We start from the raw sequence: 17,637 nt of genomic DNA, 5'->3' as shown, positions 1-17,637 counted from the left end.
TCGCGCCGTCACGAGGGGAGGTCGCCGGTGACGAACTGCGCCACCCCGTGCCCGAAGGACCAGTCCGGCGCATCGTTCTCGACGACGCTCACCACGAGGTCGCTCGCCGCGATCCCGCAGTCCCGGGCCAGATTCGTCGCGAGCAGCTCGTAGAGACGCTGCTTGCGCGGCACCGAGCGTCGTTTGCTGACCACCCGGATGACCACCACGTCGTCGGTCCGGTCGATGCCGAGTCCGGTGTCCTGTACGACCATGTGGCCGGGCCGGTGCACGTTCACGACCTGATATCGGTCACGTTCGGGTACCTCGAATGCCTCGACGACGGCCGCGTGGACAGCGTCGAGCAGGGTGGCGACCTGTGCGTCGGTGCGATTGTCGAGCAGGTCGACGTAGATCAGCGGCATGACCTCTCCTCTCGAAGATCTGAGTCGAGACTGTCACGTCGGGCGACCCGGGTGCGGGGATCCGGCTACTTCGAGTAGTCGTAGAACCCCTTACCGGTCTTGCGGCCGAGATAGCCGGCATCGACCATGCGCTGCAGGAGGGGTGGCGGCGCATGGTGGGGTTCGCGGAACTCCTGGTAGAGGGATTCGGCGACGTCGAGGACCACGTCGAGGCCGATGGTGTCCGACAGCGTCAGTGGCCCCATCGGGTGCGCACACCCGTTGATCATGCCCGCGTCGATGTCCTCCTTGGTGGCGTATCCGCTCTCGTACATGCGGATCGCGCTGACGAGATAGGGGATGAGCAGCGCGTTGACCACGAACCCGCCGCGGTCACCAGCCTGGATGGTCTTTTTGCCGAGGTGGTCGCGGGCGTAAGCGGTGACGGTCTCGATCGCCTCGGGTGAGCTGGCCAGACTCGAGATGATCTCGACGAGCTTCATCACCGGGACCGGATTGAAAAAGTGCACGCCGACGACACGCGACGGATCGGCGACGTTCTTCGCGATGCGGATGATCGGGATCGACGACGTGTTCGTCGCGAGGATCGCATCGGGCCGGGTCACCTTGTCCAACTCGGCGAAGAACCCGACCTTGAGGGACTCGATCTCGGGCAGCGCCTCGATGACCAGTTCGCGATCACCGAAGTCGGCGATCGAGGTCGTCGTCTGCAGCCGCGCCATCGCCGCGGTCAGCTCGTCGTCGGCCAGCCTGCCGGACTTCACTGCCCGTCCCAGCGACTTCTCGATGCGGGCCAGCGCGGCGTCGGCCGCCTCCTGGTCGCGTTCGAGAATCAGGACGTCGTCACCGGCCCGTGCGGCCACCTCGGCGATCCCGGCACCCATCGTGCCGCCGCCCACTACTCCCAGATGTGTCACGCAATGCTCCTCTAGTCGAGGTCGATGTCATCCCCAGGACAAGGTAGCGGCCGGAAGGTTCAGAGACGCGGTCAGGGTCGGGCAGCGACGACGCCTCGACCAGGAGTGTTACGCCCGGCGCTCCCAATGTGGGATATGTCTCTCCTTGCCTCAGTCCGCGAACCGTACTCGCGCGTAGGGAAACGATTCGGAACAATCACGAGGGTCCGGCGTCGGCTTCGCGCCGACCGGAACCATGACCCGTTCGATCGACGTACCGTCGAGTTCGGGTACCGCGACCTCCGAGCGGCCAATCGGCAGGCATGACGAACAGAAGGGAGTCGGTGATGTTCACCCGCATTGCCATCGTGAACAGAGGCGAAGCCGCCATGCGACTCATCCACGCCGTCCGAGGCCTTTCCGCCGAGACCGGACAGCCGATCGAGGTCGTCGCCCTCCACACCGATGTGGACAGCACCGCGACATTCGTCCGCGAGGCCGACATCACCTACGACCTGGGCCCGGCAGCCTCCCGGCCCTACCTGAACCACAAGGTCCTCGAACGGGCCCTGCTCGAGACCGGCGCCGACGCGGCGTGGGTCGGCTGGGGCTTCGTCGCCGAGGATCCGCTCTTCGCCGAACTCTGCGACCGGATCGGTGTCACCTTCGTCGGACCGTCGGCGGAGGCGATGCGCAAACTCGGCGACAAGATCGGCGCCAAGCTGATCGCCGAGGAAGTCGGCGTGCCGGTGGCCGCGTGGAGCCGCGGTGGTGTCGACACCCTCGAGGACGCGGTGGCCGCGGCCGCCCAGATCGGCTACCCGTTGATGCTGAAGGCGACCGCCGGCGGTGGTGGCCGAGGCATCCGGAAGGTCACCAACGACGCCGATCTCCGCGATGCGTACACCCGCACCCGCGACGAGGCCGAGCGAGCCTTCGGCAGCGGTGTGGTGTTCCTGGAACGGCTCGTGACCGGCGCCCGCCACGTCGAGGTGCAGGTGATCGCCGACGGTCAGGGCACCGCCTGGGCGCTGGGCGTGCGCGACTGCTCGGTCCAGCGCCGCAACCAGAAGGTCATCGAGGAATCGGCGTCGCCGGTGCTCCCCGCCGACCAGGTCGCCAATCTCAAGGCATCCGCAGAGCGGCTCGCCATCGCCGTGGGCTATCGGGGCGCGGCCACCGTCGAGTTCCTCTACCACCCGGGCGAGAACCTGCTGGCCTTCCTGGAGGTCAACACCCGCCTGCAGGTCGAGCACCCGATCACCGAGATCACCAACGGCTTCGACCTGGTCCGGGCCCAGCTGCAGGTAGCCTCCGGCGTCCCCCTCGAGGGTGAGGCTCCGGTCGAGCGCGGCCACGCCATCGAGGCCCGACTCAACGCCGAGGACCCCGACCGTGACTTCGCCCCGTCGCCGGGACGTATCGCCCGTCTGGAATTGCCGGCCGGCCCGGGCATCCGCGTCGACACCGGCGTCAACGAGGGCGACACCATCCCCGCCGACTTCGACTCGATGATCGCCAAGATCATCGCCTACGGCCGTGACCGCGACGAGGCCCTCGGCCGCCTGCGCCGGGCGATGGCCGAGACACGCGTCATCATCGAGGGTGGCGCCACCAACAAGAGTTTCGTCCTCGAGCTGCTCAACCAGCCCGAGGTGATCGACGGCAGCGCCGACACCGGCTGGATCGACCGCGTCCGCGCCGATGGCGGCCTGGTCGCCCACAAGCACTCCGCGATCGCACTCGCCGCCGCGGCCATCGACGCCTACGAGGAAGAGGAGTCGGTCGAGCGTCAGCGACTCCTGTCCACCGCGTCGGGTGGACGCCCGCAGGTGCGCCACGACAGTGGACGGCCGCTCGATCTCAAGCTGCGAGGCGTCGGATACCGCGTGCGGGTCTCCCGCATCGGTGCACACCGCTTCCGTGTCGGCATCGAGGCCGGTGCCGACACCCGTACCGCCGACGTCGACCTCGAGCGTTTCGATGAGCACAGCGCCCAGATCGTCGTCAACGGTGTCCGGTATCGCCTGGTCACCGACACGCACGGGCCGGTCCACCTCGTCGACGTCGACGGCGTGACCCACCGGGTCAGCCGCGACGAGGGCGGTGTCGTCCGCTCGCCCGCCCCCGCCCTGGTCGTCGCCGCACCGCTGGAGGTGGGTGCCGAGGTCGAGGCCGGAGCCCCCGTCCTGGTGCTGGAGAGCATGAAGATGGAGACGGTGCTCCGTGCTCCGATGCGAGCCCGGCTCAAGGAGTGCCTGGTGTCGGTGGGCACCCAGGTGGAGACCGGTGCGCCGCTGCTGCGGCTCGAACCCCTCGCCGACGATGACGACGACGAGCAGACCGACGAGGTGACCGACACCGTCGAGATCGAACTGCCGGCGGCGCCGAACGTCGAGGCGCACGTCCGCACCACGCGTTCGCAAGAGGATCTTCGCAGCCAGCTGCTCGGCTACGACGTCGACCCGCTCGACCGCACGCGCCTGCTCGACGAGTACCTCATGGTCCGTCACGAGGCCGTCGAGAGTGGCCGCCGGCCGATCGCCGACGAGCTGGAACTGATCACGGTGTTCGCCGATCTCGCCGAGCTGAGCCAGAACAAGCCGTCCGGTGAGGACTTCGCCGACCCGTATCTGCACAGCGCGCGCGAGAACTTCCACACCTACCTGCAGAGCCTCGACGTCGAGCGCGACGGTCTCCCGGCGGCCTTCCACGCCCAGCTCGGCCGCGCACTCGGACACTACGGGGTCACCGATCTCGAGCGCACCCCCGAACTCGAGGCCGCGGTGTTCCGGATCTTCCTGGCACTGCAGAACCCGGCCGACTCGGTGACCGTGATCACCACGCTGCTGCGCGAGTGGCTGCCCGAGCCGACGCCACGTGACGAGATCGGGGACGCGGTCAGCACCGCCCTCGACCGCCTCGTCGCGGCGACCCAGGTCCGTTTCCCGGCCGTCGCCGACCTCGCCCGCGGCGTTGTCTACTCCTGGTACGGCCAGCCGCTGCTGCGCCGCAACCGCGCCCGCGTCGTCAACAACGTGCGCGATCAGCTGCGGTACCTGGATGCGAACCCCGACGCTCCCGACCGCGCCGAGCGTATCGCCGAGATGGTCCGCAGCACCGAACCGCTGGTCCGCCTGCTCGGGCAGCGGATGCTCCTCGGTAAGGCCGACAACACGGTGATGCTCGAGGTGCTGACCCGCCGCTACTATGGCAACAAGGGTCTCACCGATCTGCGCATCCAGACCGCCGGTGGGGCGACGTTCGTGGTCGCCGAGCGCGACGGCTCGAATCTGGTGTCGGCCGCAGGACGGTTCGACGATCTGGGCGCCACCCTCAGTGGTCTGGCCGAGCTGGCCCGGGGCACCGCGTCCATCGACGCCGACATCTATCTGAGCTGGGAGCAGCAGCCCGCCGACTTCGACGCCATGGCGGGCGCACTGAACGAGATCATCGCCGCCAGTGCGCTGCCCAGCCCGGTACACCGCATCACCCTCACCGTCGCCGGCAGTGGTGACGCGCGGATGCACCACCACTTCACCTTCCGTCCGTCCGCGACCGGCATGGTCGAGGAGCGACTGATCCGTGGGCTGCACCCCTACATCGCGCAGCGCATGCAGATGGAGCGGTTGCGCAAGTTCGATCTCACCCGGCTGTCGTCGGCGGATGACGAAGAGGTGTACCTGTTCCGCTGTGTCGCCAAGGAGAACCCGTCCGACGATCGCCTCATCGCGTTCGCCCAGGTACGCGATCTGACCGGCATGCGTGAGCACGACGGCCGTCTGCTGACGCTGCCGACCGCGGAGACCGTCCTGGCGACCTGTGTCGACTCGATCCGACGCGCCCAGCGCGGGTCGACCCGCACCGCCGACACCAACCGCATCGTCATGTACATCTGGCCGCCGATGGCCGCCGCGGCCGAGGAGCTGCAGACGATCGCCGACCACATCCGGGGCACCACGACAGGTGTCGGCCTCGAGGAGGTGCTGCTCATCGCGCGGCGTCGCGACCCCGTGACCGGTGAGCTGTCCAAGGTCTCGGTGCGGTTCTCCGCCAACGCCACCGGCGACTTCGACGTGGTCGTGGGCGAGCCGTCCGACGAGCCGATCGAGCCGCTCGACTCCTACCGGCAGAAGGTGCTGCGGGCCGCGCGACGCAACACCGTCTACCCCTACGAGCTGGCCACGATGCTCGGCGAGTTCTCCGAGTACGACCTCGACGCCGAGCAGCGACTGGTCCCCGTCGACCGGCCGCGGGGACGCAATAGCGCGGCCCTCGTCGCCGGTGTGGTCACCACCGCCACCGAGAAGTACCCGCAGGGTGTCACCCGCGTCGTGCTGCTCGGTGACCCGACGAAATCGCTCGGTGCGCTGTCGGAGCCGGAGTGCGCGCGGGTGATCGGCGCTCTGGATCTCGCCGAGTCGATGCAGGTACCGCTCGAGTGGTACGCGTTGTCGTCGGGTGCGCGGATCTCGATGGACTCGGGTACCGAGAACATGGACTGGGTGGCGCGCGCCCTCAAGCGGGTCGTCGAGTTCACCCAGGCGGGTGGCGAGATCAATATCGTCGTCGCGGGGATCAACGTCGGCGCGCAGCCGTACTGGAACGCCGAGGCGACGATGCTCATGCACACCAAGGGCATCCTGGTGATGACACCGGACTCGGCGATGGTGCTGACCGGCAAGCAGTCGCTGGACTTCTCCGGTGGTGTGTCCGCCGAGGACAACTTCGGTATCGGCGGCTACGACCGGGTGATGGGCCCCAACGGCCAGGCCCAGTACTGGGCGCCGAACCTGGGTGCCGCCCGCGACGTGCTGATGTCGCACTACGACCACACCTACATCGCGCCGGGCGAGGAGACGCCGCGTCGGTCGGTGACCAGCGACCCGAGCGATCGCGACATCTCCGACTTCCCGCACGTGATGGCGGGCAGCGACTTCACCACGGTCGGGCAGATCTTCTCGGCAGAGACCAACCCGGATCGCAAGAAGCCCTTCGACATCCGAACCGTCATGCGGGCGGTCGCCGACCAGGATCACCCGATTCTGGAGCGGTGGGCCGGTATGGCGGACGCGGAGACCGCGGTCGTCAGCGACGTCCACCTCGGCGGAATCCCGGTGTGCCTGTTGGGCATCGAATCCCGCGAGGTGCAGCGGCGTGGTTACAAGCCCACCGACGGCCCGGACACCTACACGGCGGGCACGCTGTTCCCGCAGTCGTCGAAGAAGGCGGCGCGCGCGATCAACGTGGCCAGCGGTAATCGTCCTCTGGTGGTGCTCGCCAACCTGTCCGGCTTCGACGGTTCACCCGAGTCGATGCGCAAGCTGCAGCTGGAGTACGGCGCCGAGATCGGTCGCGCGATCGTCAACTTCCAGGGGCCGATCGTGTTCTGCGTGATCTCGCGGTATCACGGTGGTGCGTTCGTGGTGTTCTCCAAGGCACTGAACCCGAACATGACGGTGATGGCCATCGAGGGCTCGTTCGCCTCTGTGCTCGGTGGTGCGCCGGCGGCCGCGGTGGTCTTCGCCGGCGACGTCGCCAAGCGCACCGCCGCCGACCCCCGCGTGCGGGAGTTGGAGACGAAGGTGGCGGGTGCGTCCGGTGCCGACCGGTCGACGCTGAGCGCGGAACTCGCCGAGGCCCGGCAGTCGGTGCGCGCGGAGAAGATCAGCGAGATCGCCGCCGAGTTCGACGCGGTGCACAGCATCCAGCGTGCCGTCGAGGTGGGTTCGGTCGATGCGGTGATCAAGGCCGCCGAGCTGCGGCCGCGGATCATCGGTGCGATCGAGAGCAACCCGCGCTGGTCCAACAAGAGCGAGCAGGCCGCGATCTCCTGACCTGACGATGATCTGATCCCGGCGGGGACGACCCGCCGGGATCAGTCATCTCGCACGAGGTGTGATCAGTTCGGGTCGGCGAACCGCGGTTCCCGCCGCGCCATGCCGGCCCCGACCGCTTCGAGCTGATTGGGCGAACCCAGCAGTCCGACCTGCAGCTCACTCTCGAGCGTCAGCGCGGCCGCCGGGTCCGCGCCTGCCCAGGTCTGGTCGTAGAGCCGTTTGGCGGCGCGGATCGCGTGCGGTGACTTGCGAGCGATCTCGCGGGCCAGATCGAGTGCGGCCGCGAGCGGATCGTCGACGACTCGGGTCACCAGCCCCGCCGCCTGCGCTTCAATGCCGTTGAGGATACGGCCGGTGAAAGTCAGTTCCTTGGCGACATCGGCGGCGACGAGGCGGGGAAGGGTCTGGGTGATGCCCATATCCGGCACCAGGCCCCATTTGATCTCCATGATCGACAGCCGGGCGTCGGGGGCGGCGTAGCGGATGTCGGCACCGAGGGCGATCTGCAGTCCGCCACCGAAACAGTTGCCGGTGATCGCGGCGATGACCGGCGCCGGGATGTCGGCCCAGTCCACCGACACGCGCTGCGCACGGTTGGCCCGGTGCCCCTCCTCCCGGTCCAGCAGGGACTCCGCGCCGCCGTCCTGTCCGAGACGCGAGGTGTCCAACCCGGAGCAGAAGCTCTTGCCGGCTCCGTGCAGCACGAGGGCCCGCACCCGGTGGTCGGCGCGCAGCGTGTCGGTCGTCTGCAGCAGGGCGTCGAACATGGCCCCGTCCAGCGCGTTGTGCTTCTCCGCTCGATTCAACGTGACCGTCGCCACCCCGAGGTCGTCGATGTCGACCGTGACCCTGTGTTCATTCATGCGCGCATCGTACCGGCATGGGCCAAAGGTCCCGGGGCCTCCCGACATAGGTCCCTGGCACCGATCGCCGAGGAGGACTGTGCTTAGGACATGAAAGACCATGACACCGAGTCGATCAACGGCCCGGCCACCCCCGTGGTGGTCTGGCCCGACCCGTCCCCACTTTCGAACTGGTGGGCAACGATCATGGCACCCGACCGGCCGCGACCTCACCCCGAAGAGCTCGGTCGACACCGGACCGGAGACGCCGCTTGACCGGGGCTCGCGACGTCGATCTCCTGGGCTTCGCCTCCCGGTGGGCCGACCACGGTGGCGGGCCCGCCGATCAGATCATGGAGGTCTTCGGTTTCAGTCAAACGGAGTTCTTCACTCGTATCCTGCGTCTCACCGATGAGTCGGCCGAACTCGACGATGCTCGGCGGCGCCGGCTGCGTCGAGTCGCACGGCTGCGACTCTGGCTCTGCTCGGCATGACCGGACGACTGGACGGCTCGGTCATCGATGGTCGGCCCGGTACGGTCTGCCCAGGAAATGGCCTCGCACGAATCGGCCATAGATGAACTCGCCTCCAACGGACAGCGCGACAAAACCCGTGAAGACGGCGAGGGCGGCCAGGTCGGTCGAGGCCGAATGCCACAGCAGGACGACCAGGGCGACCGCACTGGCGACCGTGGCGACGATGACCACCCATCGACGGGCACCGATTTCGTGGGACAGTCGCCAGGCCGCGGCGTTGACGATGGTGAACACGAGCAGGAAGCTTGCGCTGGAGATGATGGCGATGGATCGGATCGGAATGAAGTTCGCGAGCAGCAGGCTCGCGCCGGCGATTGTCGTCGCGCCGACCACCGGAACCTGGTGACGCTCCCAGGCTTGCGATGTCGGTAATTCGCCGTCGACGGCAAGGATGTAGCCGAGCCGGGCGTTGCCGTAGACGGTGGCGTTGATGGCCGACAGGGTCGCGGCGATGGCGGCGACGGCCACCAGGACAAATCCGACCTGGCCCAGCGACGGCTCCGCGGCGGCCGCCAGAGCGTAGTCCTTGTACTCGTCGATCTGCGCCGTGTTGAGCACGCTGACCGTGATGGCCGCGATGACGACGTACAGCATGACGACGATGCCGACGGAAAGGTAGTAGGCGCGCGGCAGCGTGCGGCGCGGATCCTTCACATCCTCGGCGGCATTGGCGATCAGCTCGAAACCCTCGTACGCGACGAAGATGACCATGCCCGCGGTGAGCAATCCGACCGGTCCGGGCCAGTTGGCGGGCGAGAGCCGCGAACCCGACAGACCCGAGGCACCCGCGGCGATGACCACCGCCAGCAGCGCGAGCTTGAACACGACGATGGCTGTCTCGGCTCGGCTGACCACACTCGCGCTGAGGATGTTGATGACCGTGGGCGCGACGATCGCCACGCTGATCAGCAAGTGCTGCACGAAGGAAGAATCCGACAGTGATGACGGCAGCAGTGCGGCGCAGTAGGAACCGAAAGCCGTTGCGTAGAGCGCGATCGTCACCAGATAGCTGAGCCACAACATCACGTTGGCGCCGCCGGAGAGCAGATTTCTGCCGAAGGCGGTGTCGATGAAGGTGATCGTCCCGCCACGGCTCGGGTGCGCGACCGACAGATGGGCATAGCTGTAGGCGGTCAGAGCGGCGATCAGTCCGCCCAGCGCGAATGCGACGGCGGTGCCGCCACGTGCCAGGGATGCCGCCTCGCCGAGGACCGCGAAGATCCCGCCGCCGACCATGCCGCCGATACCGATCGCGATCGCGCCGAGCAGACTGACCGACCTCTTCGCTGACGGACCTCTCGACGTGGGTTGGTCTGCGGGCACCCTGAGATCTTCTCACCCGAACTGGTCACCCCTCACCAGCGGCGGTCAGGTCGGCGGGTTGCTACCGAGGTGCTCGGCGAAGAACTCCTCGATGCGGCGGCGTGCGTGGGTGGCCGAGGGGTCGTGGTAGTCGGCGCGGGCGAAGCGGGCCGGCAGGACCGCCCACAGCGGCATCTCGCCGCGTGGGTGGTCGTTGAGGAAGGCGTGGCCGGCGTCGGGGTAGACGTGCACATCGTGCGGGATCCCGTTGTGTTCGAGCGCATGCCGGAGACGTTCCGGATCGCCGCGCATCGACCGGTCGCGCGCGCCGAAACTGGCGACGACCGGGCAGGCACCGGCGAACAGATCGTCGGCGCCGTCGGGAACGTTGCCGTAGTTGATGCTCGCGGCCTGATAGTCACCGCTCGCGGCCAACAGCACCGCGAACCCGCCGCCGAGGCAGAAGCCGATGACGCCGATTCGCCCGGTGCAGTCGTCGCGGTCGGCCAACCACGCGCGGGCGGCGTCGATCTCGTCGAAGGCGCGGCCCCGTCCTGCCACCATCGCGCGCATCGAGGCGACAACACAGCGTAATCGCCGACCGTAGTGGAACAGGTCCGGGGCGACGGCGAGCAGACCGGCCCCGGCCAGCCAGTCGGCCTGCCGACGAAGGTCCGGAGTCATCCCGACGGCGTCGTGCACGACGACGACGCCGGGCCACGGGCCGGGGCCGTCGGGGACGGCGAGGTAGGCGGGCACGGGACCGTCTGGATTCGGGATCTCGACCGTGGGCATATCATCTCCTCGGCTTGGCGGTCACGGATCTCCCTTCAACGTTCGCATGTGGACCACCGACCCGCGCGCCGTCGGTCCGATCCACCCGTTCATCGCCACCGACCGCCGGCGCTCCGAGCGTCACGTCTCGACAGCCGTCATCGCGACACCAGCGTCATCCCGTCGCCGGACAACTCACCGAGCGCCGCCCGTCGGCCGGCCAGCGACAGCAGCAGGGCCCACATGGGCCCGCGGACCTCCGGGCCGGTGCCACCCGACCAGTCGATGTCGGTGGCACGCAGCGTTGCACCACGTAATCCATTCTGTTGAAAAACCTTTGACCTCCAACCTGTGCCGTAGGCAAGCATGTGACCGGCCGCCTCGGCGGCGGCCTCGGGCGACATCGGCAGCGTTCGGTCCAGGGGGAGTGCGATGTCTTGACCGTGGACGAGGATGTCGATGAGGGCCTCTCGTGGCGTGAGGCCGATGTTGTGGGCGCGAGACCCGACCATCGCGCGGATCTCACCGGTGAGCTGCCGGGTCGGTACCTGCGCCTTGCGTTTCGCCGACCAGTGGATGACCGAGTTGGGTCCGCCGGGATGTCGAACCACCAGCGGGAGCATCGTGAGTGCCTGTCGGAGTCGGATCTGCTGAAGTGTCAGATGCGCGGCGACATCGCGGATGGTCCAGCCGTCACACAGCGATGCACGCCGCCATTCGTCATCGCGCAGCGCCTCGAGCAGATCTGCGGTGCGGCTGCGATGGTCGTCGATGGCCGCCCAGATGTCGTCGTTGTTCATCATGTGCCTCCGAGCCGAAGATCGCGGCGTGAACGGTCGGTATGACGACACCGCCCATTGGTTCGATGATAGGACTAGATTAGTCCCATCATCGAACTAATATCAAGGAGTGGCCGTGGCGCAGGAACCGCCCGTAGCCTTGTTGATGTTCATCGCACAGCGCTACGCCGAGAACCGGATCCTCGAGGCGGTCCGCAGTGCCGGATTCGATGAGATCACTCTCGCTCAGGCCCGCGTCGCAGCTCGGATCGGCCCCGACGGAACGCGGCTCACCGACCTCGCCGAGCAGGCCCAGGTCGCCAAACAGACCGCAACACACCTGGTCGACCGTCTCGAGCGTGCCGGGTACGTTGAACGTGTCGTCGACCCCACCGACGGGCGCGGCAGGTTGGTCCGGATAGCCGCGCGCGGCGAGGAGGCGATCGCCATCGCCCGCCTCGAGGAAGCCAGGATCGACGAGGAGTGGACACGGCATCTCGGTGTCCGGGGCATGCGCGAATTGCGGCAGCTTCTGACGAAGCTGCGGGAGATCACTGATCCGTACGCCTGAAGTCCGCCGGTGGGCATTCCGCGGCGAGTCGATCCTGCCCCCGAGTCGCAGTGTTGGGGTCGCCAAGCGGAGTCACGTGGTCGGGGCGGGACGCCGCTGCAACGCCTCCCGCAGCGTCGTCGCGGCGAGCTCGACCGATTCGCGCTGTCCCAGTGAGTAATCCTCGTTCTCGATCGACAGCGGACCGTCGTAGCCGGCGTCGGCGAGCGCGGTCGCGAACCGGGCCCAGAAGTCCACCCCACCGGGGTGGCCGGTCCCGACCGCGACATAGTTCCAGGCGCGCTCGGAGACCAGTTCGTTGGGGGTGGTCTCGAGGTGAGAAGCGACGGCGGCGCGGTCCTCGATGCGGGTGTCCTTGGCGTGCACGTGATAGATGGCGTCGCCGAGCGCGGCGATCGCGGCGATCGGGTCGGCACCCATCCACATCAGATGGCTGGGATCGAAGTTCGCCCCGAGGGTGGGGCCGACCTCGGCGCGCAGGCGCTGTAACGTCGGGACGCTGTAGACGAGTTGGTTGGCGTGCATCTCGACGGCGATACGCACACCCCGCCTGCTCGCCTCGTCGACGACGCCTCCCCAATAGTCGGTCGCGCGGTTCCATTGTTCGTCGAGGAGTGCCACGTTCTCCGGTGGCCAGACCGTGGTGATCCACGCGGGGAATCGGTCACCGGCCGCGGCAGGAAGCCCGGACATCGTGACGACGGTGCCGATCTCGAACTCCTCAGCGAGTCGGATCGCGCCCCGCAGGATCCTGTCGTCCCGTTCGCCTTGGGTGGGGTGCAGGGGGTTGCCCGCGGCGTTGAAGGCCTCGAGGTGCAGACCCCGCGACCGGACGGCGCGTTTGAGGTCGGCCCGCGCGCCCGGATCGGTGAGCAATTCGTCGATGTCGGCGTGCGGTGCCGGTGACCAGCCGCCGTGCGGGCCGCCGAGACCGATCTCGACGGTCTCGATGCCGAATTCCGCTGCGGTGTCCAGCGCGTCGGCGCGGGTCATGGTGGACAGGCTGTCGGTGAGCAGACCGATCCGCATGTCAGGCTCCTTGGGAGGTCAGGCCGAACAGGTGACGCTGCCGGACGGGCGAGGTGGCGGGGATGTCCAGGTCATTCAGCCCGATGACGCCCCGACGGTGCGTGGGGGATGCGGGATCCAGCGGCAGCGCGACGGTCGTGCCCTGGGCTGCGGATTGGTAGACGCCGACGGTGCTCTCCAGCGTGCGGAGCGCGGCGCTGCCCGGCGCGGCCGGGGAACGGCGGCCGAGGATGGCGTCCGCGAGGTCGACGACGGTGTCGCGCAGCGCCGTGGCGATCAGCGGGGCGAGTTCTTGCCCGGAAGGCAGATCGACTGTCTCGGTACCGGATTCGGTCGTCATCGTCATGGATTCGAACGGGGCCCACGGCATGGTGCCCTCGTCGTGGTAACGCAGGATGAGCCGGCCTTTGCTCCCGGTGATGCGGATGCCGCCGGGACCGAGGCCCCAGCCGATGTTCACCATGCCCGCGCGGTGCGCCGTTTCCAGCCGGCACAGGGCAAGGCCTTCGACCGCGTCACCTGGTGTCGCTGCGTCGACGTAGCCCGACACCCGCTCGACCGGCTCGGCGAGGAGGTGCTCGGCGAGGTAGACGCCGTGCAGCATGTCCATCAGCACTCCACCACCGGCCGCCGCGGGGTCGTGTCGCCACCTCGGCTGGTAGCCGGTGGCGCCCGGGGAATCGACGACGCCGAGCATGTCCACCACAACCGTGCGCACATCCCCGAGTGCGCCCGAGTCGATCAGTCGGCGGGCGGCGACGACCTCCGGGAAGAACAGGTAGTTGTGCACGACGCCGAGTACGACGTCGGCGTCGTCGGCCGCCTCGACCATCGCCTGGGCGTCGGCCGGTGTTGCGGCGAGAGGTTTTTCGCACAGGATGTGCTTGCCGGCCCGGGCGGCCGCGACGACGATGTCACGGTGCAGGTGCTGGGGGGTGCACACGTCGACCACATCGATGTCGTCACGCGCGATCAGATCCAGCGCGTCGGTGTACACCCGCTCGGCGGCCAGACCCGCTGTGGTTCGCCCCAGTTCGAGCCGTTCGGGCGTGGGGTCGGCGAGCGCGGCGACGGTGAAATGTGCGGGTACGGCCTGATACGCCGGGACGTGGAAGTTGAGGGCGACGTTGCCGCAGCCGATGATGCCGACGCGGAGTGGCACGCGAGGGGGAGTGGTCACGGGGATCTGTCCTTTCAGGAACGTGCGGACGCCGTGGCCGGCGACGGTGCGGGGGTTACGGGCATGCCGAGTTCCGCGGACTGCCGGATGGCCTCGAGAACGGCGGCCTGATCTGTGGCGTCGGCACGGCCGAAGCGTGGCGGGGTGTCGTCGATGACGGCGCGCGAGGAGTTCTCGAACTCGATGCGATAGGCGTCGATGTTGTCGGGATCGTCGGCGAAGGTCAGTCGGTAGGTGCCGGCCGGGTCGACCGGCACTCGCTCGGTCACGCCGTCGCGTTCGAGTTCGATGTACCCACGACGACACAGCCAGGGGTCAGGAATGGTGAGTTTGCCTCCGGTGCCGATGATCTCGAGTTCGTCACGCCGGGGGAAGTCGAGGGCGACGTCGAACTGTGCCGATACCTCGTCGGGGAGGTCGAGCGTGACCACGGTTCTCAGGTCGGTGCCGTGTGCGCCGGGGGCGGTGTCGAGCACGCGAGTGGCGAAGACGCGGTCCGGATGTCCGCCGAAGAACCGGATCGCGCTCACGCAATAACACCCGAGATCGAGTGAGGCCCCGCCGCCCAACGCTGCGGTGCGTCGGATGTCGCCGATCGGCGCTGACACGGTCAGCGCGGCGCGGATGTGCGCGACTTCGCCGATGGCTCCGTCCTCGACGAGGCGCTGGGCGAGCAGCGTCTGCGGATGGTGGCGATACATCAATCCTTCGATACACAGGCGGTCGGCGGCGTCGGCCGCATCGAAGACCCGGGTCGCGTCGCCGGCGGTCATGGCCAGAGGTTTCTCGCACAGCACGTGCTTTCCGGCCTCGAGCGCGCGGATCGTCCAGTCGGCGTGCATCGAGATCGGCAGCGGGATATACACGGCATCGATCTCGTCGCTGGCGAGCAGATCGTCATAGATGCCGTAACTGATCGGAGCCCCGATCTCGTCGGCATAGTCACGCGCCCGGTCGGCGTCACGACCGGCCACCGCGCTCAGTTCCGCCGACGGTGCGGCGCACAGTGCTGCCGCCGCGACGCGACCGATGCTCGACGTCGAGAGCATGCCCCACCGAAGAGTGGTCGAATCGGGTCCCATGGCATCTCCATTTAGATCGATCTAAACTTGGCTGCACGCCATCATGCAGTGGCGCCGACCACAGAGTCAAGACGATAGTGTGAGTTCGATTTGGTGCGGGCGCGGCCGATGGCGGCGCTCTAAGACGAGGAGGGTCCATGGCGCGGGCCGGAACGGGGCGACGACCGACGCTGCTCGACGTCGCCAAGCTCGCCGGCGTCTCCCGCGCAACCGCCTCGTTGGTCATCAGAGATGCCCCCGGACCAAGTGAGTTGTCGCGCAAACGAGTTCGCGATGCCGTGGCCGAACTCGGCTATCAGCCCGACATCGCCGCCCAACTCCTGCGGCGGCAACGCAGTCATCTGATCGGCGTGCTGTTCAGCGCACAGGAACCTTTCCACGCCGACCTGATCGAGAGCATCTACGCGACCATCGAGGGGACCGGCTACGACGTCGTCCTCAGTGCGGTGGTTCCCGCGCGGGACGAACGTCGCGCCTTCGGGACGTTCACGGCATCACGATGTGCGGCGGCCATTCTCCTGGGCGCGAACGAGGACACGCTGGCCGAGTTCGCCGATGAGATGCCCATCGTCGAGGTCGGCCGCGCGCCGGGCCGGGCCAAGGTCGACGCGGTACACACCATCGATGCGGAAGGGTCACGCCTGGCGGTCAAACACCTTGCTGACTTGGGTCATTCGGACATCGTGCACGTTGACGGCGGAGATCGGCCGGGTGCGGAGGAACGCCGTGACGGATACATCGAGGCGATGACCTCCTACGGCCTGCGCGACCGGATTCGCATCCTTCCCGGCGACTACACCGAGTCCTCGGGAACGGCCGCGGCCCGTGGCCTGTTGGACTCCGGCGACCTGCCCACCGCCGTCGTGGCCGGCAACGACCGCTGCGCCGTCGGAATCCTCGATGAGCTCAGGCGTAGTGGTGTCGACGTGCCGGGCGAGGTCTCGATAGTCGGCTACGACGACAGCCGCCTGTCGCGCCTGGCCCACGTCGACCTCACCACGGTTCAACAGAACACCGAGGAACTGGCACGGCAGGCGATCACACTGGCCATCGAACGCCTGACCGGCACGTCATCGGATCACCCCCGCGTGATCCGACTCGCGCCGAGTCTCGTGGTCCGCAGCTCAACCTGCCTCGTCCGACGAACCGACAGCTGACAAAAGCCCTCTCAGTCACAATTGCCACCCACTGTGGTCTTGCGCACATCCTTGCATCGATCTAGGGTCATTTGTTACGACCTCAGTATGTCAGGACAAATGAGTTCGAGGTAGTACTGCCGCCGGCAGTGCCCCTTCCCGAAAGGAAATAGCCATGCCCACCACACCGCAGGGATCCGCCGGCCGGTTGCGCCGTCGCGTATTGCCCGCACTCACTGCGACGGTCGCAACCGCCGTGCTGCTGGCCGCGTGCTCGAGTACCGGCGGGAAACCCGATTCCTCCGGGTCCGGGGGCGGCGGCGCCGGCCAGGCGAATACGCCTCGAGTGACCATCGCGATGGTCACACACGCTCCTCCGGGTGACACCTTCTTCGACATCGTTCGTGCCGGCGCGCAGGCTGCGGCGGACAAGGACAACGTCAACCTGCAGTACTCGTCCGACCCACAGGCTCCCAATCAGGCAAACCTGCTGCAGACCGCGATCGACTCGAAGGTTGACGGGATCGCCCTGACATTGCCGTCCGCGTCGGCGCTGGCGGGCGGGGTGAAGAACGCACAGGCGGCGGGCATCCCCATCAGCGGCTTCAATGCGGGCTTCGACGACTGGCAGGCCTTGGGGATCAAGGAGTACTTCGGACAGAACGAGACGCTTGCCGGCAACGCCGCCGGCGAACGGTTGACCCAGGACGGCGCCAAGCACGTGGTGTGCGTGATCCAGGCCCAGGGCCAGGTCCAGCTCGAATCACGCTGCGCCGGAACCAAGGCCAAGTTCAACGGGCAGTTCGAGACGCTCAACGTCAACGGCGAGGACATGACCTCGGTCGCCTCCACCCTCACCGCGAAGCTCCAGCAGGATCCCTCGATCGACGCGGTGCTGACCCTCGGCGCCCCGATTGCGATGACCGCGGTCGATGTGGTCGGAAGGAGCAGCAGCAGTGCGAAGATCTACACCTTCGACACCAACGCGGCGCTCGTCGATGCGATCAAGCAGGGCAAGGTCCAATGGGCAATCGACCAGCAGCCCTACCTCCAGGGCTACCTCGCGGTGGACTCGCTGTGGCTGGAGATCAACAACGGCAACATCATCGGTGGTGGAGGCGCCACGTTGACCGGTCCGGCGTTCATCGACCAGTCCAACATCGACTCCGTCGCCGACTACGCCAAGGCCGGAACCCGCTGACACGTGGTCGATTTCGCCCCACCGACGCCCGCCCACCGGCAGGCGTCGGTGGGGTATCGCGCGGT

Annotated in this window: 14 protein-coding genes; 5 read left to right on the top strand and 9 right to left on the bottom strand. The window is 67.8% G+C overall.

The genetic code is table 11. The annotated features are described in order from the left end of the window. Window positions 1–8: 8 nt before the first annotated feature. Together GORHZ_RS13820 and GORHZ_RS13815 are read right to left on the bottom strand one after the other, a co-directional pair. Window positions 9–404, bottom strand: coding sequence for a tautomerase family protein (locus GORHZ_RS13820; RefSeq protein ID WP_006333968.1), 396 nt, complete (start codon window positions 402–404; stop codon window positions 9–11). Window positions 405–469: 65 nt separating this feature from the next. Next, window positions 470–1,321 carry a 3-hydroxybutyryl-CoA dehydrogenase gene (locus GORHZ_RS13815; RefSeq protein ID WP_006333966.1) on the bottom strand — a complete coding sequence of 284 codons (852 nt, stop codon included), beginning with the start codon at window positions 1,319–1,321 and terminating at the stop codon, window positions 470–472. Window positions 1,322–1,647: 326 nt separating this feature from the next. Here GORHZ_RS13815 and GORHZ_RS13810 point away from each other — a divergent pair, with 326 nt between their 5' ends. Then, complete coding sequence (locus GORHZ_RS13810; protein WP_006333964.1) at window positions 1,648–7,137, top strand: ATP-binding protein; 5,490 nt, start codon at window positions 1,648–1,650, stop codon at window positions 7,135–7,137. A 65-nt stretch (window positions 7,138–7,202) separates the two neighbouring features. Here the strand turns inward: GORHZ_RS13810 and GORHZ_RS13805 are convergent, their stop codons facing one another. Continuing rightward, window positions 7,203–8,003, bottom strand: a complete 801-nt coding sequence (locus tag GORHZ_RS13805; protein ID WP_006333962.1) for a crotonase/enoyl-CoA hydratase family protein — start codon at window positions 8,001–8,003, stop codon at window positions 7,203–7,205. A 251-nt stretch (window positions 8,004–8,254) separates the two neighbouring features. Between GORHZ_RS13805 and GORHZ_RS13800 the strand changes: the two genes are divergently transcribed. Then, entirely contained in the window at window positions 8,255–8,476 is a 222-nt protein-coding gene (locus GORHZ_RS13800) for a DUF3263 domain-containing protein (protein WP_006333960.1), read from the top strand. A 21-nt stretch (window positions 8,477–8,497) separates the two neighbouring features. Here GORHZ_RS13800 and GORHZ_RS13795 read toward each other — a convergent pair whose 3' ends face one another. From GORHZ_RS13795 to GORHZ_RS13785, 3 genes are all read right to left on the bottom strand, one after another. Next, window positions 8,498–9,841 carry an APC family permease gene (locus GORHZ_RS13795; protein WP_006333958.1) on the bottom strand — a complete coding sequence of 448 codons (1,344 nt, stop codon included), beginning with the start codon at window positions 9,839–9,841 and terminating at the stop codon, window positions 8,498–8,500. 45 nt (window positions 9,842–9,886) lie between these two features. Beyond that, on the bottom strand, window positions 9,887–10,615 hold the full coding sequence (locus GORHZ_RS13790) for a dienelactone hydrolase family protein (RefSeq protein WP_006333956.1): 729 nt from the start codon (window positions 10,613–10,615) through the stop codon (window positions 9,887–9,889). A 137-nt stretch (window positions 10,616–10,752) separates the two neighbouring features. Then, window positions 10,753–11,397, bottom strand: a complete 645-nt coding sequence (locus GORHZ_RS13785) for a maleylpyruvate isomerase family mycothiol-dependent enzyme (protein WP_040531876.1) — start codon at window positions 11,395–11,397, stop codon at window positions 10,753–10,755. A 112-nt stretch (window positions 11,398–11,509) separates the two neighbouring features. Here GORHZ_RS13785 and GORHZ_RS13780 point away from each other — a divergent pair, with 112 nt between their 5' ends. After that, window positions 11,510–11,944, top strand: a complete 435-nt coding sequence (locus GORHZ_RS13780; protein ID WP_006333954.1) for a MarR family winged helix-turn-helix transcriptional regulator — start codon at window positions 11,510–11,512, stop codon at window positions 11,942–11,944. A gap of 72 nt (window positions 11,945–12,016) precedes the next feature. Here the strand turns inward: GORHZ_RS13780 and GORHZ_RS13775 are convergent, their stop codons facing one another. The 3 genes from GORHZ_RS13775 to GORHZ_RS13765 are packed head-to-tail and all read right to left on the bottom strand — an operon-like array spanning window position 12,017 to window position 15,235. Next, window positions 12,017–12,973, bottom strand: a complete 957-nt coding sequence (locus GORHZ_RS13775) for a sugar phosphate isomerase/epimerase family protein (protein ID WP_006333953.1) — start codon at window positions 12,971–12,973, stop codon at window positions 12,017–12,019. 1 nt (window position 12,974) lies between these two features. Further along, window positions 12,975–14,153 (bottom strand): Gfo/Idh/MocA family protein, encoded by a 1,179-nt coding sequence (locus GORHZ_RS13770; RefSeq protein ID WP_006333952.1) that lies wholly within the window; start codon window positions 14,151–14,153, stop codon window positions 12,975–12,977. A 14-nt stretch (window positions 14,154–14,167) separates the two neighbouring features. Further along, a complete protein-coding gene (locus GORHZ_RS13765; protein ID WP_006333951.1) occupies window positions 14,168–15,235 on the bottom strand; it encodes a Gfo/Idh/MocA family protein in 1,068 nt (355 codons plus the stop codon). Between the two features lie 137 nt (window positions 15,236–15,372). Here GORHZ_RS13765 and GORHZ_RS13760 point away from each other — a divergent pair, with 137 nt between their 5' ends. Continuing rightward, window positions 15,373–16,392, top strand: coding sequence for a LacI family DNA-binding transcriptional regulator (locus GORHZ_RS13760; protein ID WP_006333950.1), 1,020 nt, complete (start codon window positions 15,373–15,375; stop codon window positions 16,390–16,392). 154 nt (window positions 16,393–16,546) lie between these two features. Then, complete coding sequence (locus GORHZ_RS13755; RefSeq protein ID WP_006333948.1) at window positions 16,547–17,572, top strand: substrate-binding domain-containing protein; 1,026 nt, start codon at window positions 16,547–16,549, stop codon at window positions 17,570–17,572. The last annotated feature ends 65 nt before the right edge of the window (window positions 17,573–17,637 follow it).

This window comes from Gordonia rhizosphera NBRC 16068 (genome assembly GCF_000298195.1).
Classification (GTDB): Bacteria; Actinomycetota; Actinomycetes; order Mycobacteriales; family Mycobacteriaceae; genus Gordonia; species Gordonia rhizosphera.
Note: the sequence above shows the minus strand (reverse complement) of the source record. Positions and strands in the feature narration are given on the sequence as shown.